We start from the raw sequence: 26,351 nt of genomic DNA on the forward strand, positions 1-26,351 counted from the left end.
CAAGCGGGTTAGGTCAGTAAGGGGGGCGGGTCTCAGACGCCCCGGTGGAAAACCAGCTCGAGAACAAACTTGCTGCCGTAGAAGGCCAGCATCAGCAGTGCGCAGCCTGCCAGTGTCCAGCGACTGGCGGTGATGCCGCGCCAGCCTTTGGTGTAGCGGCCTACCAACAGTCCGACAAAAACCAGCAGGGACAGCAGGGAAAAAATGGTTTTGTGGGCCAGATCCTGAGCAAAAAGGTCTTCAATGAAAACAGCGCCAGTGACAATGGCGAGTACCAGCAGCACAACGCCCGCCCAGACCATTTCAAACAACAATGACTCCATGGTTTGCAGCGGTGGCAGGTTCCTTACCAGCAAGCTGTTGTAGTTGCGCTTGAGCTGCCGGTTCTGTACGTACAGTAAAACCGCCTGTATGGCTGCCAGGGTAAACAGGCTGTATGCCGTGACTGACAGGGCAATGTGAGACAGCATGCCGTAGCTTTCTTCGGACACCAGACGAGACGGTGTGTGGGTAATCAGCGCCATGACAATGGTCAGTGCTGCAATCGGATAGGCCGCAATGAACAGGCTTTGTACGGGTTTGCTCAGATTTAGTCCCAGAAGCAGAAAGACAATGAGCCAGGAGATCAGAACGGAGCTCTTGAAGAAACTGAAGTCGAAGCCGCCGTCCAGGTGTACGGTCTGGGCAATGAGCAGGCCATGGCCGATCAGGGCAAGCACGCCAATCAGTGTCGTAACCGCCAGGTTGCTGTGGACCTTGCCACGTAAATGGAGGGCCTGAAGCGCGGTTCCAACGCTATAGAGGAAAAGTGCGGTAACCGCGAGAATCAGCGTTCCCATGACATCCTTAATCGTGTTGCCTGATGAAGTGAAATCGGCGCGGAGTTGTTCAGAGGCTCCGTAGTCTGGGTATAATGTCGCGATTATGCAACAGGAATCAAGCAGGCCGACCTGGCTTCTTGATCTGTGTGAACAAATTCTCCGGGGTACGGAAGAGCAACATGTTTGAGAATCTCCAGGACCGGCTATCCGGTAGCTTGCGCAAGATCTCGGGCCAGGCGCGCCTGACTGACGACAATATCAAGGACACGCTCCGTGAAGTGAGGATGGCCCTGCTGGAGGCTGATGTCGCCCTGCCGGTGGTCAAGGCCTTTATTGAAGGGGTTCGTGAGCGTGCGATTGGCCAGGAAGTTCAGCGCAGCCTGACCCCGGGCCAGGTCTTCGTTAAGGTTGTCCAGCAGGAGCTGGAACGGGTCATGGGGGAAGGCAATGAATCCCTGAACCTCGCCACGCGTCCGCCCGCGGTTATTATGATGGCGGGCCTCCAGGGTGCGGGTAAAACCACGACGGTGGCCAAGCTGTCCCGTTTCCTGAAAGAGCGTGAGAAAAAGTCCGTGCTGGTGGTCAGTGCCGATATTTATCGGCCGGCGGCCATCCGTCAGCTGGAAACGCTTGCCGGTGAGGTGGGCGTTGAGTTCTTCCCCAGCACCACCGAGCAGGACCCGGTGGATATTGCCAATGGTGCCATCGAGGCTGCCCGCCGCAAGCACATTGATGTGGTTATCCTGGATACCGCGGGTCGTCTGCACGTGGATGAGCAGATGATGGGTGAAATCGGTCGCCTGCATAAGGCGGTGAACCCGGTTGAAACCCTGTTTGTGGTTGATGCCATGACGGGCCAGGACGCGGCCAATACCGCCAAGGCATTTAACGATGCGTTACCGCTGACCGGCGTGGTGCTGACCAAGACCGACGGCGATGCCCGTGGCGGCGCGGCGTTGTCCGTGCGTCATATCACCGGCAAGCCCATCAAGTTCCTGGGTATTGGTGAAAAGTCAGACGCCCTGGAGCCTTTCTATCCGGATCGTGTTGCCTCCCGCATCCTTGGTATGGGGGATGTGCTCTCCCTGATTGAGGAAGCTGAGCGCAAGCTGGACCGAAAGAAAGCCGAGAAGCTCACCAAGAAGATCAAGAAGGGTAAAGGTTTTGATCTGGAAGACTTCCGCGACCAGCTCCAGCAAATGAAGAATATGGGCGGTATCGGCGGACTGTTGGACAAGTTGCCGGGCATGGGGCAGATGGCCCAGATGGCACAGGCTCAGGTTAACGACAAGTCGGTTGGTCAGATGGAAGCCATTATCTGCTCCATGACGCCCAAAGAGCGCCGTTATCCGGATGTCATCAATAACTCTCGCAAGCGTCGGATTGCCGCCGGTTCGGGTACCCAGATCCAGGACGTGAACCGTCTGCTCAAGCAGCACAAGCAGATGCAGAAGATGATGAAAAAGTTTGGCAAGAAGGGCGGGGTGGCTAACCTGATGCGCGGTATGGGTGGTATGATGCCGCCCGGCGGCGGTGGTGGCATGCCCCCGTTTGGCCGTATGTAAAAAGCCTTACATATAAAATGGGGAAACCGGTGGTTTCCCTGTTTTCATTGGCGCTTTTTTCGCATAGAATAGCGCCCCTTTCGAGTATGGGTCTTCCCGTCAGCCGTGAAACGGTGTGTCGGGAATCGTACAAAGTTCGTACAACAGAACAGGATATTGGTCGAAATGGTAACAATCCGTTTGGCTCGTGGCGGCTCCAAGAAGCGCCCGTTCTACCATCTGACAGTCACTGACAGCCGTAACTCCCGTGACGGCCGTTTCATTGAGCGTGTTGGTTTCTTTAACCCGATTGCCCGTGGTCAGGAAGAGCGTCTGCGTGTTAATCGTGAGCGCGTTGATTTCTGGCTGGGCCAGGGTGCACAGGCCAGTGAGCGTGTTGCTCAGCTGCTGAAGGCTGCTCAGTAATAGCATTGTTGGTACCGGGGTTGTAAAGGCATGACGCAGAATTCGCAGGAAACTGTGATCGGCCGGATCACCTCGGTGTTCGGGGTAAAGGGTTGGCTTAAGGTCTTCTCTTACACAGACCCGAAAGACGGAATACTGAACTACCGTGACTGGACTCTGCTCCTGGACGGCAAGCGTATTCCGATCAGGCTTGAGGAAGGTCGCCGCCAGGGGCAGGGGATCGTCGTCAGGCTTAAAGGTATTGATGATCGTGAAGTAGCCCGCACCTATTGCGGAGCGGAGATCCGGGTTCCCACCGAGCAACTGCCGGAACTGCCCGAAGGGGAGTTCTACTGGCATCAGCTGGAAGGTCTGGATGTCTTCACGGTAGAAGGTGAGTGCCTGGGTAAGGTGCATCACCTTCTGGAGACAGGCTCCAATGATGTCCTGGTGGTGCACGCTACGGCGGGCTCTATTGACCAGCGCGAGCGTCTGATTCCCTATCTGCCGGATCAAGTGGTTCAGCAGGTAGATCTCAAAGGCTCTCGCATGGTGGTTGACTGGGATCCGGAGTTCTGACGGGTGTGGATTGGCGCAGTCAGTCTGTTCCCGGATATGTTTTCTGCGGTGACGGATTACGGGATTACCGGGAGGGCAGTGCGTGAAGGTCTGTTGACCTTTCAGAGCTGGAATCCTCGGGATTACACCCACGATCGTCATCGCACGGTGGATGACCGGCCTTATGGTGGTGGCCCGGGGATGCTGATGAAAATTCAGCCTCTGCGGGACGCAATCCAGGCGGCCAGGGCATCGGCACCCGGCAAGGCCTGTGTGGTCTATCTTTCGCCGCAGGGTGAAAGGCTGGATCAGTCGGTGGTGGAGTCACTCGCCGCCGAGCAGCAGCTGATTCTCGTTGCCGGTCGTTATGAAGGTGTGGATGAGCGCCTGATTGCGGCAGAAGTCGACCGGGAGGTATCCCTTGGGGATTTCGTTCTCTCGGGTGGCGAGCTGGCAGCGATGGCTGTAATTGATGCGGTAACACGCCTCATCCCCGGAGCGCTGGGTCATGCGCAGTCGGCAGAGCAGGATTCCTTTGCCGACGGATTGCTGGATTGTCCGCACTACACCCGGCCCGAGGTATACGAAGGTCAGGCGGTGCCGGAAGTTCTGTTGGGCGGTCACCATGAACAGATCCGGCGTTGGCGATTGAAAGAATCGTTGAGGCGAACCAGTGAGCGGCGCCCCGACCTGCTGGAAAAGCGGGAACTTACGGAAGAAGAGCGTCAGTTACTGGAAGAAATTTTGAACGAACCGGGTGCCTCTGAGTCATCAGGGCATTGAAAGATTGGGTATCAGGAGCATTACGATGAGCGGCAAGAGCAACATCATCAGTCAACTTGAAGCAGAACAGATGACCAAGGAAATCCCTGCGTTCGCGCCGGGCGATACCGTGGTTGTACAGGTTCGCGTAACTGAAGGTAACCGTGAGCGTCTGCAGGCGTTTGAAGGCGTGGTTATCGGCAAGCGTAACCGTGGCATGAACTCTTCCTTCACTGTTCGTAAGATCTCTTACGGCGTGGGCGTTGAGCGTACTTTCCAGACCTACTCCAAGCTGATCGACAGCGTCAGTGTGAAGCGTCGTGGTGACGTGCGTCAGGCCAAGCTTTACTACCTGCGCGACCTGTCTGGTAAGGCAGCTCGTATCAAGGAAAAGCTTAACTGATTCAGATTCGTCTGTTCAGTACCAAAAAGCAGCCTCAAGGGGCTGCTTTTTTTATGGTTTAATGCCTGCGATGTCTCCGGAATCGAAGAGGGTGCTGTGCCAAGGCCAGAAGATGAGCAGTTGATAGAGCGTTTCAGTGACGCGGTCTGGCTTGAGGATGGCCTTGGCGAGAAAACCCGGCAGGCCTATGCCAGTGATCTGTACCGTTTGTCCGGGTGGCTGGAGCAGCAAGCTGGGGCGCCAACCCTGCGCAGCGCACGACGCACAGATCTTCTGGCCTGGATGTCGCGGGGCTTGTCCGACGGCCTGAAAACCAGCACGGCGGCCCGCCGCCTGTCTGGTGTAAGGCGCTTCTATCGTTTTCTTTTGCGTGAAGGCATTATTGCCGAAGACCCAACGTTGCGGATTGACAGCCCTAGGTTGCCCCGGCGCTTGCCGGATACCCTGACCGAGGCCGACGTGGAGTCGCTGCTGACTGAGCCGGACCCGGAGCTGCCGGTAGAATTGCGGGATCGGGCCATGCTGGAGATTCTCTATGGCTGCGGACTTCGGGTTTCGGAGTTGACGGGGCTGACGGTGGACCAGGTCAACCTGAGGCAGGGCGTGGTTCGCATACAGGGCAAGGGCGGCAAGGAGCGTTTGGTGCCGCTGGGTGAAGAAGCTGTGGACTGGTTATTACAGTATATGCGGCAGGCCCGGGGCGAGCTGCTGCGAGGCAAAACCAGTGATGCCCTGTTTCCGGGCAATCGTGGCACCGCCATGACCCGGCAGGCCTTCTGGTATCGAATCCGGCATTATGCGATCCGCTGCGGAATCACCAAGCACCTTTCTCCTCATACGCTCAGGCATGCATTTGCCACCCATTTGCTCAATCACGGGGCGGATCTTCGGGTGGTGCAGATGCTGTTGGGGCATTCAGATCTGTCGACCACCCAGATCTACACTCATGTTGCGCGGCAAAGATTGCAGGATCTTCATCAGGCCCACCACCCCAGGGGTTGACTGCGGCCGCTCCGGAGGCTGAACTAATCCGATTTTCCGGTGTCGCAGACACCACACAAACCGACAGAGGTAGTTTCAAGCTCATGAACATCAAATCAGTAGCAGTGTCCATTGGACTGGCGCTGACCCTGGTCGGGGCACCAGCCTCCCAGGCAGGCGAAGCCGAAGACCGCATTGCCCAGCGGCTGACCGAGGCGGTTCCCGGTCTAAAGGTAAACTCTGTTCGCGAATCTGAGGCAAAAGGGTTGTACGAAGTTCAGAGCAACAACGGCGACACCATCTATACCACGGAAGACGGCACCTATCTGCTGACGGGCGATCTGCTGAAAATCACCAAAAACGGCATTGCCAACGTTACTGAAGAATCCCGTGCGGGTTCCCGTAAGGACCTGATGGCGGATTATGGTGGCAAGGGCGTGATTTCGTATCCGGCCAAGGGTAAAGAGAAGGCGGTCGTTAATGTGTTTACCGATATCGATTGCCCCTATTGCCGGAAGTTGCACGATGAAGTGCCCCAGTTGAATGAGTACGGTATTACCGTCAATTACTACGCGTTTCCCCGTTCCGGGCCAGGTACGGCCTCCTTCAATAAATATATCTCGGTCTGGTGCGCTGACGATCAGCAGGCCGCTATGGATGCCGCCAAAGCGGGGCGTTCGGTAGAGCAGAAGAGTTGTGAGAACCCGGTGGCAGAGCAGTATCGTCTCGGCGGTCAGGTGGGTGTGACCGGCACGCCGGCTATTTTGCTGGAAGACGGCAATATGGTTCGGGGTTATGTGCCGGCCCGAAATCTGGCTGAGGGTCTCGGTATTCTGTGACCCTGTCGGTGTTCGTCGCCAGTCGTCATCTTTGTTGAAAGCGTGACCGATTCAGGGCTTATTCAGCCGGCCCTGAATCGGTATACTATGCCCCCTTATTGCAATCCATCAGCACCCCATCGGGATCAGAGGTGAGAGCTTGAAAGACGTCAATGTCGGAATTTGCGGACTGGGAACCGTAGGCGGCGGTACATTCAATGTCCTGACTCGCAACGCCGCAATTATTGCGGGTCGTGCCGGCTGCAACATTCGGATTGCCTGGGTGGCAAGCCGCCATAGCCGCGATGACCTTGATCTGGGCAATGTCCCGTTCAGTACCGACATTTATGATGTGGTGAACGATCCCTCCATTGATATCGTGGTAGAGCTGATTGGTGGCTATGACGCAGCCAAGGAGCTGGTACTGGCGGCCATTGCCAACGGCAAGCATGTGGTGACCGCCAACAAGGCCCTGATTGCCGTGCACGGTAATGAGATTTTCGACGCAGCGGAGAAGGCTGGCGTCGTAGTTGCCTACGAAGCTGGCGTGGCCGGCGGCATTCCGGTGATCAAGTCTGTGCGTGAAGGCCTGGCCGCCAACCGCATTGACACCATTGCCGGCATTATCAATGGCACCGGTAACTACATCCTGACCGAAATGCGTGCCGGACGGCCCTTTGAAGAGGTGCTGAAAGAAGCGCAGGCGCTGGGTTACGCGGAAGCTGATCCGACCTTTGATGTGGAAGGCATCGACGCCGCCCACAAACTGACCATCCTGGCTGCGTCCGGTTTTGGTGTGCCCCTGCAGTTCGACAAGGCTTACACCGAAGGCATTTCCGCGCTGACCCCGAACGATATTGCCCACGCTGAACTGCTGGGTTACCGGGTAAAGCACCTGGGTATTGCCCGCCGCCGTGAAGACGGCATCGAGCTGCGTGTGCATCCGACCCTGGTGCCCAAGAGCCACCTGATTGCCCAGGTAGACGGTGTTCTGAACGCTGTTCTGGTGGATGGCGATGCAGTCGGCCAGACCATGTATTACGGCCCCGGTGCCGGTGACGAAGCCACGGCCTCTGCGGTGATTGCCGATGTGGTCGACGTTGCCCGTGCGGTGGCCAGCAACAGCCAGCAGCGCATTCCCTACCTCGGATTTACGCCGGACGCCCTGGAAGACCTGCCGGTGCTGCCAATGGAAGATGTCCAGTCGGCTTACTACCTGCGAATCCAGGCTTTTGACCATCCGGGTGTGTTGGCCAAGATTGCTGCCATTCTGAGTGAGCATGGCATCAACATCGAGTCAATCATGCAGAAAGAATCCGAATTCAAGGATGGCCGGATTCCGGTCATCATCCTGACCCACACGGTTCAGGAGCGCCAGATGAACCTGGCCATTGACGAGATGGAATCCCTCGCCGACATCGATGGCAAGGTTGTCCGTATTCGCGCAGAAAACTTTAACTGACAGGTACGCACGTGAGATACATCAGTACACGGGGTGAAGCTCCCGCTCTGGGCTTTGAAGACGTTCTTCTGACCGGGCTGGCCACCGATGGTGGCCTCTATGTGCCGGAATCGTTGCCGCACTTCAGCCTGGAAGAAATTCGTAGCTGGCGCGGGCTTCCCTATGCGGAGCTGGCCTATAAAGTGATGTATCCGTTCGTAGAGGATGCCATCCCGGCGGACGACTTCCGCAAGATGCTGGATGAAACCTACAGCGTGTTCAGCCACCAGGCGGTGGCACCGCTGGTGCAGCTGGACACTAATGAGTGGGTGATGGAACTGTTCCGTGGCCCGACGCTGGCGTTCAAGGACTTTGCCCTGCAGCTGCTGGGCCGCTTGCTGGACTACGTTCTGGAGAAGCGCAACCAGCACGTTGTGATCATGGGGGCCACCTCCGGTGATACCGGTTCTGCCGCCATCGAGGGCTGCCGCCGGTGCGAGCACGTGGATATCTTTATCCTGCATCCGCATCAGCGAGTGTCTGAAGTCCAGCGCCGCCAGATGACTACGGTGCAGGGCGACAACATCCATAACATCGCAGTCAAAGGCAACTTCGACGACTGCCAGCGCATGGTGAAGGAGAGCTTCGGCAACCAGTCCTTCCTGGGCGGTAAAACCCAGCTGGCGGCGGTGAATTCCATTAACTGGGCCCGGATCATGGCCCAGATTGTCTACTACTTCCAGGCGTCCCTGGCCCTGGGTGGCCCGGACCGCAGCATGGCGTTCTCGGTACCCACAGGCAACTTTGGTGACATTTTTGCCGGCTACCTGGCCAAGAAGATGGGTCTGCCCATCAGCCAACTGGTGATTGCCACCAACCGTAACGATATCCTGCATCGCTTCATGAGCGGCAACAAGTATGAGCAGCACCAGCTGGAGCATACCCTGTCGCCGAGCATGGACATCATGGTATCCAGCAACTTCGAACGCCTGCTGTTTGATCTGCACGGCCGTGACGGAGCGGCGGTCAAAACCTTGCTGGAAAATGCAGCCAAGGGCCCGGTCAGCATTGAAGACTACCGCTGGAAGCACGCCCGCAAGCTGTTCGACAGCGATGCGGTGGACGATAAAACTACCTGCGACACCATTCGTGACGTCTACGAGCAGAACGAATATCTGCTGGACCCGCACACCGCCATTGGCGTACGCGCTGCCCGCAACTGCCGCCGCGACTCTGCCGTGCCCATGATCACCCTGGGTACCGCGCACCCGGCCAAGTTCCCGGATGCGATTGCCGAATCCGGCCTGAGCGTGAAGCCGCAATTGCCGGCCCACATGGCTGATCTGTTCGAGCGGGAAGAGCGCTACACCGTGCTGGATAACAATGTGTCCGAGGTGCAGGGCTTTATCGCCAAGCATTGGAAGAACGCCTGATCCGGCATGACTCCTAAAAAGATCCTGCGTCGCCCCCAGTCGTCCGATGTGACGGGGTGGGGGCAAAATCTGCCCCCCATCCTTCGCCGTCTGTACGCCGCCCGCGGTGTGCAATCCGACGACCAGCTCCAGTACACCCTGAAACACCTGGCTTCGCCGATGCAGCTTCGCGGTATTGATCGCGCAGTTGAACTGCTGGCCGAGGCCATAGTGCAGAAACAGCGGGTAATGGTGCTGGGGGACTTCGACGCCGATGGCGCCACCAGTACTTCGGTGGCAATGCTGGGTTTGTCTATGCTCGGTGTGGCGGCGATTGATTTCCGGGTGCCCAGCCGATTCTCTGATGGCTACGGCCTGACACCCGGCATCATCCACCGGTTGCAGGAAGACGGGGATTTGCCGGATCTTCTGGTGACCGTCGACAACGGCATCTCCGCCATCGAAGGCGTGCGTGCTGCCCGGGAGTTGGGCATCAAAGTGGTTATCACCGACCACCATCTGGCCGGAGAAGAGTTGCCAGATGCCGATGCCATTGTGAACCCCAATCAACCCGGTTGCCCGTTCCTGAGCAAAAATGCGGCGGGAGTGGGCGTGATGTTCTACGTGCTCATGGCGCTGCGTAAGTACCTGCGAGACAACAACCGGCTGCCGGACCCGGAGCCTAACCTGGGTAGCCTGCTGGACCTGGTGGCCTTGGGTACCGTGGCCGACGTGGTGCCGCTGGACCATAACAACCGCATCTTTGTGGAGCAGGGCATCCGCCGCATCCGCAAAGGCGAAGCCCGACCGGGCATCCTGGCCCTGCTGGAAGTAGCCGGCCGCGACTACACCGAAATCAGCGCCACCGATCTGGGCTTTGTGGTTGGCCCGCGCCTGAACGCTGCCGGCAGGCTGGACGACATGAGTATCGGCATCGCCTGCCTGCTCGCCGACAGTCGCGACGAAGCGCTGCGTCTGGCCCGGGAACTGGACAACTTCAACCGCGAACGCCGCAGCATCGAAAAGGACATGAAAACCCAGGCTCAGGACCTGCTGGCCTCCATGTCCCTCGACATCGACGGCCTGCCCTGGGGGCTGGCCCTGTTCGACCAGGACTGGCACCAGGGCGTGATCGGCATCCTGGCCGCCAGAATCCGCGAACAGACCCACCGCCCCACCATCGCCTTCGCCCCCGACGACGACGGCGAACACATCAAAGGCTCCGCCCGCTCCATCCCCGGCCTGCATATCCGAGATGCCCTGGCTGTGGTAGACGCGAAGAATCCGGGCCTGATGAAAAAATACGGCGGCCACGCCATGGCCGCCGGCATGACCATCGCCCGGGACGATCTGGAACGATTCAGCAACGCCTTCGACCAGGCCGTGCGCGATACCCTGAAACCGGAAGACCTCGAGGCGGCCATCACCACCGACGGCCCCCTGGCCCCGGAAGAGCTGAACCTGGACACCGCCTACCTGCTCAAGCGGGCCGGCCCCTGGGGGCAGCATTTCCCCGAGCCGGTGTTTGATGGCGAATTCCGGGTAGTGAGCCAGCGCATTGTCGGCGAGAACCATCTGAAGCTGGTGCTGCAGCCGGTGGATGGCGGTGGCATCATTGATGGCATCGCCTTCAATACCGGGCCTGAAGTGCCGGACTTTACCCGGAGTGGGGCGCGGGTGGTTTATAAGCCAGATGCGAATACGTTCCGGGGGCGGACAAATTTGCAGCTTCTGGTGGATTATCTGGAGCCGTTAGGCTGAATTTGTCGACTCTCCGAACCAAGCCTGGGCGCCGTGTGGGGTAGGGCTTTCCGAGAGTGTCGAAAACAAGGATGTTTTCGTCAAGCGTACAGGGACGTATTTACAGCGTCTCTCGGAAAGCCCTACCCCATGCGGTGCGTGCTCCAGAGCATGAACAGCTGATTTACCCCGCAAATTCCGGTAGAATCCGCCCTCTGTTTTTATCGCACCATTTTCCAAAGCGAGACAAGGTTTCATGGAAATTAATCCCATAGTGACGAAGATCAAAGAGCTTCGCGAGCGCACTGAAGCGCTGAGGGGGTATCTTTGACTACGATCAGCGCAGTGAACGCCTGACCGAAGTCGAACGCGAACTCGAACAACCCACCGTCTGGGACGATCCCGAGCGTGCCCAGAACCTGGGTAAAGAACGCTCAGACCTTGAACTGATCGTCAAAACCATCGACAACCTCACCAACGGCCTGGCAGATGCAGAAAGCCTGCTGGATATGGCCGTGGAAGAGGATGACGAAGGTACCGTCCAGGAAATCGAAGCCGATCTCGAAGGTCTCGATAAAGAACTCGAGAAACTCGAATTCCGCCGCATGTTCTCCGGCGAAATGGATGCCAACAACGCCTACCTGGATATCCAGGCCGGCTCCGGCGGCACTGAAGCCCAGGACTGGGGCAACATGCTGCTGCGCATGTACCTGCGCTGGGCCGAGCGTCGTGGCTTCAAGGCCGAAATCGTTGAACTGCAGGAAGGTGAAGTGGCCGGCATCAAGAGTGCCACCATCCACATCCAGGGCGACTACGCCTACGGCTGGCTACGCACAGAAACCGGCGTACACCGCCTGGTGCGGAAATCCCCGTTTGATTCCGGCAACCGTCGCCATACCTCCTTCTCTTCCGTGTTTGTATCACCGGAAGTGGACGACAGCTTCGAAATCGAGATCAACCCGGCGGATCTGCGGGTCGATGTGTATCGCGCTTCCGGCGCCGGTGGTCAGCACGTAAACCGGACCGAATCCGCAGTGCGACTGACCCACAACCCCACGGGCATAGTGGTGGCCTGTCAGGCCGGCCGAAGCCAGCACCAGAACAAAGACCAGGCCATGAAGCAGCTCAAGGCCAAGCTCTTTGAACTGGAAATGCAGAAGCGTAACGAAGAGAAACAGAAAGCCGAAGACTCCAAGTCTGACATCGGCTGGGGTAGCCAGATCCGTTCCTACGTGCTGGACGACAGCCGTATCAAAGACCTGCGCACCAAGGTGGAAACCAGCAACACCCAGTCGGTGTTGGATGGTGACATCGACAAGTTTATTGAAGCCAGTCTGAAGATGGCGCTGTAGACGGCGCCATCCAAACCAAACCGGACCATTCCGACTTCTTTAGTGAGCCAAGATGACTGAACAGACCCAGAACGCCGCACAGCATGAGGATAACAAGCTGATTGCCGAGCGCCGCGCCAAACTGGCTGCGCTGCGCGAGCAGGGCAATCCGTTCCCGAATGACTTCCGTCGCGATGCCACCGCCGCCGAACTGCAGGCGAAATACGGTGATAAATCCAAGGAAGAGCTGGAAGGTCTGGGCATCAAGGTGGCCATTGCCGGCCGCATGATGCTCGACCGCAAGGCGTTCAAAGTGGTTCAGGACATGACCGGCCGCATCCAGATCTATGCCTCCAAGGACGTCCAGAAAGACACCAAGCACTGGGATATGGGCGACATCGTGGGCGTGCGTGGCACCCTGTCGAAATCCGGCAAGGGCGACCTGTATGTGACCATGGACGAATACGTACTGCTGACCAAGTCACTGCGCCCGCTACCGGAGAAGCACAAGGGGCTGACTGACACCGAAGCCCGCTATCGGCACCGGTACGTGGACCTGATGGTGAACGAGGACAGTCGCCGCGTGTTCCATGCCCGGTCGAAGATCATCAACGCCATGCGCCAGTACTTCGCCGAGCGTGATTTCATGGAGGTGGAAACCCCCATGCTGCAGGTGATTCCGGGTGGCGCCACCGCCCGTCCGTTCGTGACCCATCACAACGCTCTGGGCATCGATATGTATCTGCGCATTGCTCCGGAACTGTTCCTCAAGCGCCTGGTGGTCGGTGGCTTTGAGCGAGTGTTCGAAATCAACCGTAACTTCCGCAACGAAGGGCTGTCTACCCGGCACAACCCCGAGTTCACCATGGTCGAGTTCTACCAGGCCTACGCCGATTACAACGACCTGATGGACCTGACCGAAGACATGCTGCGTACCATCACCCAGAAGGTGCTGGGTACCACCACTGTAATCAACACACGGGTACTGAAAGACGGTAGCGAAGAGACCATCGAATACGATTTCGGCAAGCCGTTCGAGCGCCTCACTGTGGTCGACGCCATCCTGCGCTACAACCCGGACATCACCCGTGAGCAACTGGCTGACGACGCACAGGCCCGAGAAGTGGCCAAGAACCTGGGTATCCACGTGAAAGACATCTGGGGCCTGGGCAAGGTGCAGATCGAAATCTTCGAAGCCACCGCCGAGCATCGCCTCACCCAGCCGACGTTCATCACCGAGTACCCGAAAGAAGTGTCGCCTCTGGCTCGCTGCAAAGACAGCGATCCGTTTGTGACCGAGCGCTTTGAGTTCTTCGTGGGCGGTCGCGAGATTGCCAATGGCTTCTCTGAGCTGAACGATGCCGAAGACCAGGCCGAACGCTTCCAGGCCCAGGTGGCTGAGAAAGATGCCGGCGACGACGAAGCCATGTTCTACGATGACGACTATGTCATGGCCCTCGAATACGGTTTGCCGCCGACCGCTGGTGAAGGTATCGGCATCGACCGCCTGGCCATGCTGCTGACCAACTCGCCATCCATCCGCGACGTCATCCTGTTCCCGGCCATGCGCCCGGAACACAAGGCCGAACAGAAACCGGAAAGCGAGTAAGCCCATGCACCCTGCCGAGGCACTGGCTCAACAACTGAAGCCCGGCCGCGGCTGGGACCAGTGGCTGGCGGACGAGTTCCGCCAGCCCTACATGCGGCAACTGGCCGAATTCCTCGCCGCCGAGGAACAGGCCGGCAAGGTTCTGTATCCCCCCAGCTCCCACTGCTTCAATGCCCTCAACAGCACACCGCTGGCCAACGTAAACGTAGTGATCCTTGGCCAGGACCCCTACCACGGCCCCGGCCAGGCCCATGGTTTGTGCTTCTCTGTGCGCCCTCAGGTTCCGCCACCACCGTCCCTGGTCAATATCTTCAAGGAAATCGAAACCGACCTGGGCATCGCGCCACCGGATCACGGCTGTCTGCAGCCGTGGGCAGAGCAGGGCGTGCTTCTGCTCAACAGTGTCCTCACGGTCGAGCAGAGCAATGCCGGAGCCCATCAAGGCAAGGGTTGGGAGAGGTTTACCGACAAGGTGATCGAAGTTATCAACCGGGAGCGCGACAACGTGGTCTTCCTGTTGTGGGGCAGCTACGCCAAGAAAAAGGGCCAGCACATTGACCGGAACCGCCACCTGGTTCTGGATGGCCCACACCCGTCACCGCTCAGTGCCTACCGTGGATTCTTTGGTTGCCGGCATTTCTCGAAGGCTAACGAATGGCTGAGGGAGCAGGGCAGGCCCTCCGTTGATTGGGCATTGCCAAGCAAAGCCGCGTTGATGGCCAAGTATAAACAGTGACGCGCTGACGAAGGCGGTCGGCAGACTCCCGAAGAAAGCCGGAACCTATTGAAGCAGCGCCATAGCTGCTTCCATCTGCGCATTCAGATCCTCTTCCTCGCTCATATCGATATTCGGATCCAGTCCCAGCCGATCGAACGCAGAAATCTTCGTCCAGTCCATCTCGTTCCAGGGGTGATCACTCCCGGCAACCAGCTGCAGGTTGGCCACCATCACCAGATCGGCATAATCTGCTGCCGGCACCTCACGCTGGAAGTTGGCATATTCCAGAGGCACATTCTGCAGTTCCTTCGGAAAATCCCATTTTTTCAGAATCATAGAGCCAATACGCGGGTGCAGCTCATCAATCACATTGTCCAGCATGATGCTGCTGATCTGGATATCCTGATCCTCCACATAACGCAGAATCGGCAGAATACCGATCAGGTGCACCAGGCCAGCCAGCGTTGCCTGATCCGCCTTCAGGCGGGTGTAATGTTGCGCCAGAACATGGCACACGCCCGCCACTTCGGTGCTGGTCTGCCAGGTGGCACGCAGGCGCTTGTCGATCATGTCTGACGTGGCCTGGAACATCTGTTCCATCGCCAGCCCCATGGCCAGATTACTGGTGTAAGCCATACCCAGCCGGCTGACCGCCATGTTCAGGTTTTCGATGGCGCGACTGCCGCGAAACAGCGGGCTGTTGCACACCCTGATGATGCGCGCCGAGAGCGCCGTATCGTTGCTGATGACCTTCACCAGATCGGCAATGGCAGAGTCTTCGGACTCGGCAATCTCCCGCACCTGAAGCGCTACCTCAGGCAGGGTTGGAAGTACCAGCTTGTCGTTTTCAATGGCAGCCGTCAGGTCAGACTTGATGGTTTCAACAATATTGGCCATGGTCAGTTAGGTTCCACTTGTCTGGAGGCATCCCACGTACGGGGATAAAACCGGTATGTGTTTTAATTTATAGCAAATTTTTCCGGTATTTCCTGTCAACTTATGTATCCGGCTGTTCGGCTTTCTCTCGTTCAGGGACCGGATAGGGTATCGGCCGCACCTCAAGTTGCAGGCCCTCATGACCGTCTACGCCCAGATGCTTGCTGGCCGCGTCATGTCGGATCACCGCCAGCATTTCCCCCTGCTGCTCGCCAGTCAGTACTGAGTTAACCACCTCGCCCACGGCACTGCCATCGGCGATCAGGCGGGTACCGGGTGCCGGGGCGGCATCAGTGCCGGAGAAAGCGACCCGGAACAGGCTTTTCTTTAACTGGCCGAGGAAATGCATCCGCGCAATCACTTCCTGTCCGGTGTAACAGCCTTTCTTGAAGTGAATGCCTTGCAGATGCTGAAGGTTGAGCATCTGGGGAACATAGGCTTCCCGGGTTGCCTCGGTCAGCCAGGGTACGCCGGCGCTGATCTCCGAGGCCTGCCAGGTCGGCATGGAAAGTTCGGAGGTGGGCGGCAACGAAGGCTGGGCATCGGTTTGCCAGAGTTCGAAGCGAGCGAGGTGGTTGCTGTCATCTTCGACACGAATCAGGTACCCGTTATCGGTACTTAACACCTGACCGGGGCGGGTCAGTTCGTCTGTGGCCGCGCCGGCAACCTGTCGGGCGGTCTCGATCCCCAGCAGACCGGTGATCCGGCCTGCGTCAAGAACGGCAAGCGATGTGCCCCGGAACAGCATCAGGTACTTGTTCAGGTGCTGAACGGTGTCTTCTGCGGTCTCCCGCTCGAGGCTGAGCAGCAAGTCTTCGCCATCCCGGACCAGTCGGGTAATGCAGTAGGCCCTGCCCTTCGGGGTGCAGGCTGCTGCCCTGAGCGACTGTCCGGCAGTGACTTCGTCCACACTCTGGCTGAACTGGCCCTGGACAAACTTGTCGGTACCCGGCCCGCTGATTCTGGCCAGAACCCGGTCGGTCAGATGAGCCCAACCCTCGTAAGTGGGATTGGCTGGCGTTTCGGTATTGGCGTTAGTCATCGAAAACTCCGGATGGAATCGGGGGTTCACCGTGAAATAGCTGCTGGCCCTGCAAGGAGCCACATGCGCAGCCGACGGAATGCCTGTTCGGAAACATTGCCACGACATAGCCGGGATGGACTGAGCAGGATCGCGGTCATGGTGTCTGATCTGGTGACAACGGACTCTACTTTCAAGATCAGAAAGAATGCACCGAGCGAGCTGCAGCCGCAAACTCGGGCGGTAACTTCCTGGCCATTGGCCAGCTGGCATCGAAGATGCCGGTCGTCAGTGGTCAGGCTGATAATGGCATTGGCTCCACGGAGCCGGCCACAACGACGGAATTCCTGCCAGCCCAGAAGCAGGGAAACCGGTAACAACACCAGTGCCAGCGGGGTGATGGACAGGCCGATTGCCAGTAGTACAGCAGACAGCGCCAGCCAGGGCAGGCTGGCGCAAATACCCGCGGCCCTGGAGGGCGACAGGTTCAGTTCAATCGGGTTGGACACGGTTCAGGATCATGTCAACGATGTGACGAAGATCCGGGTCCTCCGGCTTGCTGCGCTGCATGAACCACTCGAACATGTCCGTATCCTCGCAACTTAACAGCTTGCGGTAACGGGCCTGGTCTTCCGCTGAAAGATCCCGGTATACCTCTTCAAGGAACGGGAGCAGCAGAACGTCCAGTTCCAGCATGCCGCGGCGGCTGTGCCACCACAGGCGATGAAATTCGGTGTGATCCTGAGAAGTATTGGTTTCGGACATAACGGATTCTGCCTTTGGAAACGGAGTAAGGCCCGGTCTCAGGGAGACAGGGTGCGGTAAGTCGTCGGCACCAGCACGGTATCCTGGGCGTCATTCAGCAGGCCCGGATAATCCAGTGTGTAATGCAGGCCACGGCTTTCCTTGCGTTGCAGTGCCGAGCAGATGATGAGGTCGGAGACTGTGACCAGGTTGCGCAGTTCGATCAGGTCATTGGAGACCCGGTAGTTACTGTAAAACTCGCCGATTTCACGGGACAGCAGGTCAACCCGGTGTTTCGCCCGCTGCAGGCGTTTGGTGGTTCGGACGATGCCGACATAGTCCCACATAAAGTGCCGAAGTTCGTCCCAGTTATGGGAGATGATGACGTCTTCGTCGGAGTCCCGCACCTGGCTTTCGTCCCAGTCCGGGGCTGACGGTGGTGGTGGAATGTCAGCCTCCCTGCGGGTGATGTCCTGAGCCGCGGCCCGGCCATAGACCAGACATTCCAGCAACGAGTTGCTGGCCATGCGGTTGGCGCCGTGCAGGCCGGTGAAGGCGGCTTCGCCAACGACATAGAGTTGGTTGATGTCGGTACGCGCCCGTTCATCACTGACAATTCCGCCGCAGGTATAATGGGCAGCAGGCACCACGGGAATCGGTTCGCGGGTAATGTCGATCCCGAAGCTCAGGCACTTTTCGTAAATGGTCGGGAAGTGCTGTTTGATGAAGTCGGCCGGCTTATGGCTGATATCCAGGAACAGGTGGTCTGCGCCCAGGCGCTTCATCTCATGGTCAATGGCCCTGGCAACAATGTCCCGGGGAGCCAGTTCCGCCCGTTCATCAAACCGGTCCATGAACCGACTGCCGTCCGGCAGCCGGAGCACGCCACCTTCGCCCCGAACCGCCTCGGTAATCAGGAAGGACTTGGCGTGCGGGTGGTACAGGCAGGTGGGGTGGAACTGATTGAACTCCATGTTGGCAACACGGCAACCGGCTCGCCAGGCCATGGCAATTCCATCTCCGGAAGCGCCGTCCGGATTGGTCGTGTAGCGATACGCCTTGGAGGCGCCGCCGGTGGCGATGACGGTGAACCTGGCTCGAAACAGTTCCACATGATTGTCTTCGAGATTCAGGATGTAGGCGCCGACGCAGCGGTTGCCGGGAAGCGCAAGCTTGCGGTTGGTAATCAGGTCCACAGCCACCCGGCCGGCTTTCAGGTCAATATTCGGCCTGGCCTGGGCCTGGCTCGCCAGGGTGGTGGAAACCGCGTGGCCGGTGGCATCGGCGGCGTGGATAATCCGGCGATGGCTATGGCCGCCTTCGCGGGTGAGGTGGTAGTCCTCGCCATCGTCCTGCCTGGTGAACTTCACGCCGGAGTCGATCAGCCACTTGATGCTTTCCTTGCTGTGTTCCACGGTAAAGCGGACCGCATCCTCGTGGCACAGACCGCCGCCCGCGTTGAGGGTGTCCTGTATGTGATTCTCTACGGAATCGGTATCGTCCAGAACCGCAGCGATGCCTCCCTGGGCCCAGAGGGTGGCGCCAGAGCTGATATCGGCTTTGCTGATGACGCAAACCCGCAAGTGCTCCGGAAGATTCAGCGCAACGGTAAGGCCGGCAGCGCCGCTGCCGATGATCAGAACATCGTATTCGTAGGACTGTGGCATTGAGTCGTGGTCGCGGGCCATAATGTGGACGTGTATTGAACTAAACTTTACGCTTGCTGTCTATTTGGGCTAACGGATAACCCTGTCAGCCGGGTGCGGTCTGCATCAAGGGTTAGTGAACGAACGCTGGAACAGCCCAATGACACAAGCCACTCGTATCGAGGCCAGACCACTGGCTCCCAAAACAGGACTTTCTGTTGCTTCGTCCATGACGCCTGAAAATGACTGGAAACCCGGTGAGCAGTCCGATAGCCAGACGGATCTGCAGTTGGTTCGCAAGGTCCGGAACGGAGATCGTGCGGCCTTCGATCTGCTGGTGGTGAAATACCAGTCCAGGGTCGCGTCTATTATCAGCCGTTATGTCTACGACAGCCAGGAAGTCATGGATCTGACTCAGGAAACCTTTGTCAAAGCCTTCCGCGCGATCGATCGCTTTCGCGGCGACAGCGCGTTTTACACCTGGTTGTACCGGATTGCCGTAAACACCGCCAAGAATTTCCTTGAGGCCCGCGGCAGGCGGCCTCAGGGATCGGCGGATGTCACCGATGCGGAAAACTTTGACGATGGCGGCCGACTGCGTGACCCGGCGTCGCCGGAGCGGTTGCTGCAGAGGGAGCAGTTGCAGAAAGCTCTTGCGGAAGCCATTGCCAGCCTGCCGGAGGAACTGCGGTCGGCGTTCCTGCTCAGGGAATACGATGGCCTGAGTTATGAAGATATTGCCCGGATACTGGAGTGCCCCATAGGTACCGTGCGCTCAAGAATTTTCCGGGCGCGGGACTCGGTGGATCGCCACCTTGGCCCGCTCCTTGATCAGTCAGTAACGTGAATGAGGTTGCATCCTATGGATGAGCGTCTCAGAGAAACACTGTCTTCGATGATGGATGACGAGGCCGATGAGCTATCGGTTCGTCGGTTGTTGTCACATGGCAACCAGGAGGACGTGCGCGGCCAGTGGCAGCGATGGCAGCAGATACGTGATCTGATGCACGAGCAGCACGGTCCTGCCGATGGTATTGATGTTGCCGGCGCGGTGAGGGAAGCGCTCGATGGCCATGCTCGCTCAGAACAGGCCCGGTCGCCGGTGGAGGTGCCCAGGGTGTCGGTCTGGCGCTGGCCGGTGGCCGCCATGGTGTTCATGGCGCTGATTGTGGGCTTCGGTGCCGGAGCCGGCTGGGATACCCGCACCGGAGTATCTGTTCAGGCACTGGCCGGCGGCAGTGCCGAGCCTTCAGCCTCTGCGGTAACGCTGTCGGCGGCGGTTGAGGAAGTGGCACTGCAGCGGTTGGACGAAGACCAGTTGCGCCAGATGCGTCAGTACCTGCTTGAGCATGCCCAGCACAACAGCGTGGGTGCAGGTCGTGGCTCGGTGGGTTACGCCCGCCTGGTCAGCGCCAGTGGTAACTATTGAGCCGGGAGCATGGGTTTATGAATAACCGGGTATCCAGCAGGTCGGTATTCGGAGCGGTTGTCGCTCTTGTGGCTCTGCTGTGCCTGTTGATCAATCCGGTGAGGGCCGAGTTGGCCAGCGAGACAACGAAAAGCGGTGAAGCTCCGGCGGCCATGGCCTGGCTGGAGCGGCTTGGCCCTGCACTCAACATGACTTCGTACCGCGGGGTCTTTGTTTATGCCCGGGGCGATCAGGTACATTCCATGCGCATTGCCCACCGTTACCGGAACGGGCGTGTTGAGGAACGCCTGGTGATGCAGGACGGCGGCAGTGGTGAAATCGTCCGTAAAGGCATGAACGTGGTCTGTGTATTGCCTGACAGGGGCAGGGTTCGGCTGGACGAGGTGATACCTTCGGGCCCGTTCGCAGAAGCGTTTACCAGTCAATTGATGCCGTTTGGCCGCTGGTATCTGCCTGAACTGGCGGGTGAAGACCGGGTCGCCGGCTACGATGTGGTGATCGTGGCGCTCGGGGCCCGGGATGATGATCGCTACAGCCACCGCCTCTGGCTGGAAAAAGAGACGGGACTACTGGTCAAGAGCCAGGTGCGGGATGTAAACGGTGAGGTACTGGAGCATTTTCAGTTCACCGATCTTGAGATCACTGACGATATTTCCGACGAGGAACTCGAGGTTCAGACCCGTGGTCGTGAGATTAGCCGTACCCTGGACGATGGCCGGAAACAGGAGTCATCTGTTGGCCGGATGAATGGCTGGACTCTGTCCTGGCAGCCGGAGGGCTTTGTGCCGGCGGCTGCACCACGTTCGGGCAGTGGCAAGGCCGTGGCGTTCTCCGATGGCCTGGCTGCGTTTTCCGTATTTGTTGAGCCTGTCGGGCGGCTGAAAATGCCGACAGGCGCTTCCCGTATAGGGGCAACCACCATCTACATTCGCGAAGTCATGGTCTCTGATCGCCCCTTCCTGATAGCGGTGGTTGGTGAAATTCCGCCGGGCACTGCACGAAAGGTGGCAGATGCCGTGGAAGTGGATGATGATTTCGTAGCTGAGCTCTCCGGGTCATGATCACGGAAACCGGTAAAGTCGTGGCCCTGGTGGGTGATCAGGTCTGGGTTCAGACGATAAGAACCAGTGCCTGTCAGAGTTGCTCGGCCCGCTCGGGCTGCGGGCAGCGAGCCCTGGCTGCGGTCTCCGGTGGCCGGGCGAACCAGGTACTGGTAGATAATTCCGTGGGCGCCCGGGTGGGGGATGAAGTGGTCATCGGTCTGGATGAACAGTCGCTGCTGAATGCCTCGCTGATTATTTATGGTTTGCCGTTGGTGCTGATGGTGCTTGCCAGTGTGATGGCGCACACCTGGGCCGCGGGGTCAGACCTGGGCGCCATAGCCGGAGCGGTGGCAGGCCTGGGCGTCGGGTTCTGGCTGGTGCAGCGTTGGCAGGCCGGGGCCGGTGATCGCTACCAGCCGCGGTTGTTGAGGATAAAGACAATTCCATCCTCGACATGTCCATGATCCCTACCGTTTTTTAAGTTGAAAATTCACGCCCCAGCCCCAGAATAGCTCTATAAACGCAAGTAAAATCAGGGGGTTCTACATGCCAGAAAAAAATATAGAAGCTGCCCGTATGCCTTCCCTGGCCAGGCCCGGGGCCATGCTGGGCGTTCTGCTGATGCTGGCTGCCATGGTGTCGGTATTCTGGAGCCAGGGCGTCGCAGCCAGAGGCCTGCCGGATTTCACTGAGCTGGTGGAAGATAACTCCAGTGCGGTGGTGAATATCAGCACTACGACGGATCCGGGCAGCCAGAGCTCTGGCTTCCATGGGCTCCCTTTTGATGAAAGGCAACTGGAGCAGTTGCCGCCTTTCCTTCAGGATTTCTTCCGCGGCCCGCAGTCTCCTTTTGGTGGTTCCCCTCGGCCGCAGCAGCCGCGCAGGAGCATGGGCTCCGGCTTTATTGTGTCAGCGGATGGTTACGTACTGACCAACAATCACGTGGTTGAGGGTGCCGATGAAGTGATTGTGCGCCTGAATGACCGCCGCGAATTTTCCGCCACTATCGTGGGTACCGATCCCCGCTCGGATATGGCGGTTCTCAAAATCGAGAATGGTGAAGACCTGCCGGTGGTCAGCGTTGGACGTTCCCGGGATCTGAAAGTCGGCGAATGGGTTTTCGCGATCGGCTCGCCATTCGGGTTTGACTACACGGTGACGGCGGGCATTGTCAGTGCTCTGGGCCGCTCGCTGCCATCCGAGAACTACGTGCCGTTTATCCAGACCGACGTTGCCATTAACCCCGGTAACTCCGGTGGCCCGCTGTTCAACCTGGAAGGCGAAGTGGTGGGCATAAACTCCCAGATTTACACCCGCTCTGGCGGCTTCATGGGGGTGTCGTTCGCCATTCCGATTGACGATGCCATGAACGTATTCCGCCAGCTCCGTGACAAAGGCACCGTCGCCCGGGGTTGGTTGGGCGTGCTTATTCAGGAAGTGAACCGGGATCTGGCCGAGAGTTTCGGGCTGCGCCGTCCCCGCGGCGCGTTGATTGCCGAAGTGATGCCGGATTCACCGGCGGAAAAGGGTGGCCTTGAGGCCGGTGATATTGTGCTGGAATACAATGGCGAGGATGTTCAGTTGTCCTCTGACCTGCCGCCCATGGTTGGCCGTACACCGGTAGGTGAATCGGCGCGCCTGACCGTGTTGCGCGGTGGTGATGAAATCACCCTCGACGTGGAAATTGGCAAGTTGCCGGAAGACGGCGATGACGCTGCCCAGCCCTCAACCGGTAGCCGCGACAATAGCGCGGGCGCACCTCTTGGGTTGTCCGTTGAGCCACTGGCCCCCGAGACTGCTCGCTCCATCGGCGTGGAAGGCGGTGTTGTAGTCACTGGGGTGGATCGTGGCCCGGCTTTTGAGGCTGGTATTCGTGCCAGGGACATCATTACCGAGATCAACCGCCAGCAGATTCGCTCGGTGGAGGACTTCCGGTCGGTGGTCCGCGACTTGCCGGAAAACCGGGCGGTTTCGGTCCGGATTGTAAGGCAGGGTCGGGCAATCTATCTGGTCATGAAGCCCTGAGTCGATAACCACATTTCAAGTAAAATTGGGCCCCCGGCGTGTCAGGACACGTTCGGGGGCTTTTGGTTTTCAAGCCTTAGTTTGTCCGTTTTGGGCGAGCACTATAAAAGCCATTCGATGCTTTGTGCCCGCCAAGTCGACCCGGAATTTCTGTCATTAACGATTAAGCCGCTTTTTAAACAAAAGCGAACATTCGGATGGCCTCAGAGATCCCCGGCTCTTTCTGCCTTGGTTGGGCGCTTGGTCATTTCTCAAGAACCCGGCAAACGATCAAATGGACTAACTGTTCCAGCTCTTCGATCGCCAATAATGTGGGTGTAGATTTCAGTCGTCCGAATATCGCTGTGGCCGAGGATTTCCTGGACCGTTCGGATATCACTTCCCGATCTCAGTAGCTCGGTGGCAAAAGCGTGGCGAAAAGTATGCGCCGAGGAGTCTTCGACATCTTGTAGTGCAGGTTTTCGATCTCCCTTTTCAGCACATTCTTGTAAAGGAAAATTATGGCGCAGAGTGCCTGGTTTTGGGTGGCGGGGCTGACCCCTCGATTTACGGCGAGATGATTCAGGAAACGCTCAATTTCGCGATTACCCATCACCTCAGGGTGCTTCTTGTCATTGAACAGAATGAACTGGCGGACCCAGTAGAGATAGGTTTTCTCTGTTCGATAGCTGTACTGCTTCGTCCTGATTTCTGTGCGAACCGATTGCAGAAACGGTGATTTTGACACAGTCGCCCCTCCGTGGCTGAGCGCTGTATATGTATACAGTTATAATGAAAAAGCCTCGGGAATGCCAAAATTTCTGCGGTTTGATTTGCATAAGGCCGCACACTGTTCACAGAGCACCCTAGTAGCCCATTGTTTTAGAGACGGAAATTTTTGGCCTTTTGGATTTCACTTGCAGAAACGTGCAACAATAACTTGCTTGCAAACTTTTCACAGAAGCAAGACAGGAAAAGCGCTTGGGAGCCGGATGGTAAAGATTTGAAAAGTCGAGATTATCCGGGCCGTGACTCAGTTTTGGACGGGGTGGTGGCGTTGCGGTTTAATAAGAATTCAAACCAATAATCTGTTATGCAAAAAGGAGAACATTTAGTGATATCTGATTGGACTGCCTTAACTGCCCTAGTGGTTTCCTTTATTGCCTATTTAGAGGCAAAGAAGATGAATAAAACAGGCGAAGCTGTGCAGGCTCTTTGCTCAGTGATTGATGCTTCGGAGAAAACCCAGACGTACCTTCAAAGAAGAGCCGAGGGTGCTGGACGAGACAGAGAGACGGAATACGAGCTAGCGCAAGAATGGTCAAGGGCAGCATTTATAATCTCTCGGATCAATAAGGACTTATCTGTCCGGCTGGACCAGAAAAGTCAATTTTGGAGGAATCCTGAAACTTGGGATGCCGGCAAAGGCAAGAAGGTGGACATATCCCTCGAGTCTGTAAAACAGGACGCAAAGCGGCTAATGGATTCGTACGCATAATCAGCGTCATTCAGTAGGGAGACCGTAATGGCAATGGTGGACGGCCGAATCTGGCCACCTTATGAAGCGTTTTATATCAACGGTATGTTATTTAATGCCCAGTCCGCCTTTCGCTCGATTGCACGGATTTCTCATGCTTTTGAAAATCTGCCAGAACGCGCAGTGGAAGAGGGGCTCGATAGGGCCTCGACACATAATATTCTCAATGAATTACAGAATATCATTGTCCATGGAGCAGCGTTATCTCGCTATTTCTGGCCGGTTCGGAAAGGGCATGCAGAGCGTGGCACTCACCTACGTGAGTCGCTCAATATTGATGAGAGCAATCCTCTTGTTTCGCGTGAGCTTAGGAATGCCATTGAACATTTTGATGAACGGCTAGATCACTATCTGTCAGGCGGTATCGTAGGTGTTGTCATCCCTGAGTATGTGGGGCCAAAGCCAAGCGATGATGGTGTTCCTGGTCACCTTTTTCGTGCTTTTTTCACAGACGTTGGGATTTTCCGCCTCCTCGATAGTGACCATGAAATGGACCCCATCGTTTCTGAAATCATCAGGATTAAAGAGCTTTTGGAGACAGCTGATGAAAATGGCGGCAGACTCCCGACTGCATAACCATGCAAGCCACGGCGACGGCTACTACATTGCAGCTTCGCCTCCATTTCGTAGCCGCGCGTGCTTCGCGGCGTTATGTTTGAGGGAAATTCAAACGTATGACGAAGCTTTACGTTGTAGGAAACGGATTTGATCTATGGCATGGGCTTCCAACTGGTTACGACCAATTTTACGCATTCGCCAAAGAAATGCTCGATGAACTTGAATGGTTTTATTCGCTTAATGTCAATGATACCGGGCCTTGGTGTGATTTTGAAAATGCGCTCGGTTGCTTTGAATGGTCTCAATTTTATGAATTCCATAATCATATAGATGTTACATCTGACAGCTTCAAACCAAGCCTAGTGTACGGTTTGGAGGATGACATCACCGAACAAGCTGATCATCTTGTCGAGGGGATAAGAGAGACTTTTAGAGACTGGATTGCGGGAATTGATATCTCAGTTGCAAATCAAAAATTGGAATTTCCTCACGGTGCCAATTTTATCACTTTCAATTACACTTCCACTCTTCAAACAGTATATGGAATAAGTGACGAAAGGGTGCTTCACATCCATGGTCGTGCTGACGTATTCGATGAACTGGTTTTTGGGCACGGCGAATCTATGTATGAGGAGCCCGAACTCGATGAGAGAGGCGAGAGTAACCGCACTATGTTTTCAGATGCGGAAGGTGCCGCAAAATACCCTTTTTATGCTCTTCAGAAACCGGTCAAAGAAGTGCTGGAGAAAAACGGATATTGGTTCGACTCCCTAGCCAACATCAGCGAAATCGTCGTAATTGGCCATTCACTGAACAAAATTGATTTACCTTATTTCAAGAGGTTGGCTGAGAGCATGCCGAAGGCTATGTGGCTAGCCCGGATTTCTCAT

At 57.3% G+C, this 26,351-nt stretch carries 27 protein-coding genes and 1 pseudogene; 20 read left to right on the plus strand and 8 right to left on the minus strand.

Features of this window, described 5'->3' with window-relative positions:
• Positions 1–32: 32 nt before the first annotated feature.
• A complete protein-coding gene (locus Q675_RS31125; RefSeq protein WP_014420738.1) occupies positions 33–839 on the minus strand; it encodes an inner membrane protein YpjD in 807 nt (268 codons plus the stop codon).
• A 161-nt stretch (positions 840–1,000) separates the two neighbouring features.
• On the opposite strand from Q675_RS31125, the gene ffh reads away from it, so the two are divergent.
• The 13 genes from ffh (at position 1,001) to ung (ending at position 14,561) form a co-directional block, all read left to right on the plus strand.
• Positions 1,001–2,386, plus strand: coding sequence for a signal recognition particle protein (ffh, locus tag Q675_RS31130; protein ID WP_014420740.1), 1,386 nt, complete (start codon positions 1,001–1,003; stop codon positions 2,384–2,386).
• A 165-nt stretch (positions 2,387–2,551) separates the two neighbouring features.
• Positions 2,552–2,791 (plus strand): 30S ribosomal protein S16, encoded by a 240-nt coding sequence (gene rpsP, locus Q675_RS31135; RefSeq protein ID WP_011785745.1) that lies wholly within the window; start codon positions 2,552–2,554, stop codon positions 2,789–2,791.
• Positions 2,792–2,821: 30 nt separating this feature from the next.
• Positions 2,822–3,349 (plus strand): ribosome maturation factor RimM, encoded by a 528-nt coding sequence (gene rimM, locus Q675_RS31140; protein WP_011785744.1) that lies wholly within the window; start codon positions 2,822–2,824, stop codon positions 3,347–3,349.
• A 3-nt stretch (positions 3,350–3,352) separates the two neighbouring features.
• Positions 3,353–4,111: a tRNA (guanosine(37)-N1)-methyltransferase TrmD gene (gene trmD / locus Q675_RS31145; protein ID WP_014420741.1), complete on the plus strand. Its 759-nt coding sequence runs from the start codon at positions 3,353–3,355 to the stop codon at positions 4,109–4,111.
• A 25-nt stretch (positions 4,112–4,136) separates the two neighbouring features.
• Positions 4,137–4,493: a 50S ribosomal protein L19 gene (rplS, locus tag Q675_RS31150; RefSeq protein WP_023011513.1), complete on the plus strand. Its 357-nt coding sequence runs from the start codon at positions 4,137–4,139 to the stop codon at positions 4,491–4,493.
• 96 nt (positions 4,494–4,589) lie between these two features.
• The gene (xerD, locus tag Q675_RS31155) at positions 4,590–5,495 is read left to right on the plus strand and encodes a site-specific tyrosine recombinase XerD (RefSeq protein WP_011785741.1); all 906 of its coding nucleotides are present in this window, start codon (positions 4,590–4,592) and stop codon (positions 5,493–5,495) included.
• An 83-nt stretch (positions 5,496–5,578) separates the two neighbouring features.
• Positions 5,579–6,313, plus strand: coding sequence for a DsbC family protein (locus Q675_RS31160; RefSeq protein ID WP_031210113.1), 735 nt, complete (start codon positions 5,579–5,581; stop codon positions 6,311–6,313).
• 139 nt (positions 6,314–6,452) lie between these two features.
• The gene (locus Q675_RS31165) at positions 6,453–7,754 is read left to right on the plus strand and encodes a homoserine dehydrogenase (protein ID WP_023011514.1); all 1,302 of its coding nucleotides are present in this window, start codon (positions 6,453–6,455) and stop codon (positions 7,752–7,754) included.
• Positions 7,755–7,765: 11 nt separating this feature from the next.
• Positions 7,766–9,166, plus strand: a complete 1,401-nt coding sequence (thrC, locus tag Q675_RS31170; RefSeq protein WP_023011515.1) for a threonine synthase — start codon at positions 7,766–7,768, stop codon at positions 9,164–9,166.
• Between the two features lie 6 nt (positions 9,167–9,172).
• Positions 9,173–10,906 carry a single-stranded-DNA-specific exonuclease RecJ gene (recJ, locus tag Q675_RS31175; RefSeq protein ID WP_023011516.1) on the plus strand — a complete coding sequence of 578 codons (1,734 nt, stop codon included), beginning with the start codon at positions 9,173–9,175 and terminating at the stop codon, positions 10,904–10,906.
• A gap of 235 nt (positions 10,907–11,141) precedes the next feature.
• A protein-coding gene (prfB, locus tag Q675_RS31180; protein WP_152525365.1) for a peptide chain release factor 2 occupies positions 11,142–12,237 on the plus strand; the annotation gives its coding sequence in 2 pieces (ribosomal slippage) (positions 11,142–11,213 and positions 11,215–12,237; 1,095 coding nt in all).
• A gap of 52 nt (positions 12,238–12,289) precedes the next feature.
• A complete protein-coding gene (gene lysS / locus Q675_RS31185; RefSeq protein WP_014420746.1) occupies positions 12,290–13,825 on the plus strand; it encodes a lysine--tRNA ligase in 1,536 nt (511 codons plus the stop codon).
• Between the two features lie 4 nt (positions 13,826–13,829).
• On the plus strand, positions 13,830–14,561 hold the full coding sequence (gene ung, locus Q675_RS31190; protein WP_023011518.1) for a uracil-DNA glycosylase: 732 nt from the start codon (positions 13,830–13,832) through the stop codon (positions 14,559–14,561).
• 45 nt (positions 14,562–14,606) lie between these two features.
• Here the strand turns inward: ung and Q675_RS31195 are convergent, their stop codons facing one another.
• The 5 genes from Q675_RS31195 to nadB all read right to left on the minus strand — a co-directional run bounded on the left by Q675_RS31195 (position 14,607) and on the right by nadB (position 18,911).
• On the minus strand, positions 14,607–15,440 hold the full coding sequence (locus tag Q675_RS31195) for an HDOD domain-containing protein (RefSeq protein ID WP_011785733.1): 834 nt from the start codon (positions 15,438–15,440) through the stop codon (positions 14,607–14,609).
• 100 nt (positions 15,441–15,540) lie between these two features.
• The gene (locus tag Q675_RS31200) at positions 15,541–16,521 is read right to left on the minus strand and encodes a YgfZ/GcvT domain-containing protein (RefSeq protein ID WP_023008841.1); all 981 of its coding nucleotides are present in this window, start codon (positions 16,519–16,521) and stop codon (positions 15,541–15,543) included.
• A gap of 26 nt (positions 16,522–16,547) precedes the next feature.
• Positions 16,548–17,009 carry a hypothetical protein gene (locus tag Q675_RS31205; RefSeq protein ID WP_023011519.1) on the minus strand — a complete coding sequence of 154 codons (462 nt, stop codon included), beginning with the start codon at positions 17,007–17,009 and terminating at the stop codon, positions 16,548–16,550.
• Complete coding sequence (locus Q675_RS31210) at positions 16,993–17,265, minus strand: succinate dehydrogenase assembly factor 2 (protein ID WP_011785730.1); 273 nt, start codon at positions 17,263–17,265, stop codon at positions 16,993–16,995. Before Q675_RS31210 ends, Q675_RS31205 begins: the two co-directional genes overlap by 17 nt.
• A gap of 38 nt (positions 17,266–17,303) precedes the next feature.
• Positions 17,304–18,911: an L-aspartate oxidase gene (gene nadB / locus Q675_RS31215; RefSeq protein WP_181861274.1), complete on the minus strand. Its 1,608-nt coding sequence runs from the start codon at positions 18,909–18,911 to the stop codon at positions 17,304–17,306.
• Between the two features lie 208 nt (positions 18,912–19,119).
• Here nadB and rpoE point away from each other — a divergent pair, with 208 nt between their 5' ends.
• The 5 genes from rpoE to Q675_RS31240 all read left to right on the plus strand — a co-directional run bounded on the left by rpoE (position 19,120) and on the right by Q675_RS31240 (position 23,387).
• Positions 19,120–19,737 (plus strand): RNA polymerase sigma factor RpoE, encoded by a 618-nt coding sequence (gene rpoE, locus Q675_RS31220; protein WP_011785728.1) that lies wholly within the window; start codon positions 19,120–19,122, stop codon positions 19,735–19,737.
• 15 nt (positions 19,738–19,752) lie between these two features.
• On the plus strand, positions 19,753–20,319 hold the full coding sequence (locus Q675_RS31225; protein ID WP_022991046.1) for a sigma-E factor negative regulatory protein: 567 nt from the start codon (positions 19,753–19,755) through the stop codon (positions 20,317–20,319).
• Positions 20,320–20,336: 17 nt separating this feature from the next.
• Positions 20,337–21,380, plus strand: a complete 1,044-nt coding sequence (locus tag Q675_RS31230; RefSeq protein ID WP_023011520.1) for a MucB/RseB C-terminal domain-containing protein — start codon at positions 20,337–20,339, stop codon at positions 21,378–21,380.
• The gene (locus Q675_RS31235; protein WP_022991048.1) at positions 21,377–21,826 is read left to right on the plus strand and encodes a SoxR reducing system RseC family protein; all 450 of its coding nucleotides are present in this window, start codon (positions 21,377–21,379) and stop codon (positions 21,824–21,826) included. Before Q675_RS31230 ends, Q675_RS31235 begins: the two co-directional genes overlap by 4 nt.
• A 112-nt stretch (positions 21,827–21,938) precedes the next feature.
• Positions 21,939–23,387, plus strand: coding sequence for a DegQ family serine endoprotease (locus Q675_RS31240; RefSeq protein ID WP_031211467.1), 1,449 nt, complete (start codon positions 21,939–21,941; stop codon positions 23,385–23,387).
• Between the two features lie 251 nt (positions 23,388–23,638).
• Here the strand turns inward: Q675_RS31240 and Q675_RS38645 are convergent.
• Positions 23,639–23,812 (minus strand): annotated as a pseudogene (locus Q675_RS38645) (tyrosine-type recombinase/integrase); the annotation flags it as partial.
• Positions 23,776–24,114 carry a site-specific integrase gene (locus Q675_RS37910; RefSeq protein WP_023008835.1) on the minus strand — a complete coding sequence of 113 codons (339 nt, stop codon included), beginning with the start codon at positions 24,112–24,114 and terminating at the stop codon, positions 23,776–23,778. The pseudogene Q675_RS38645 and the gene Q675_RS37910, both read right to left, overlap by 37 nt.
• A gap of 777 nt (positions 24,115–24,891) precedes the next feature.
• Here Q675_RS37910 and Q675_RS31255 point away from each other — a divergent pair.
• Positions 24,892–25,479 (plus strand): hypothetical protein, encoded by a 588-nt coding sequence (locus Q675_RS31255; RefSeq protein ID WP_023011523.1) that lies wholly within the window; start codon positions 24,892–24,894, stop codon positions 25,477–25,479.
• Positions 25,480–25,577: 98 nt separating this feature from the next.
• Positions 25,578–26,351, plus strand: a 774-nt coding sequence (locus Q675_RS31260) for a bacteriophage abortive infection AbiH family protein (protein ID WP_023011524.1), incomplete at its 3' end; no start/stop codon positions are given.

This window comes from Marinobacter sp. EN3, from assembly GCF_000475315.1.
Lineage (GTDB): Bacteria > Pseudomonadota > Gammaproteobacteria > Pseudomonadales > Oleiphilaceae > Marinobacter > Marinobacter nauticus.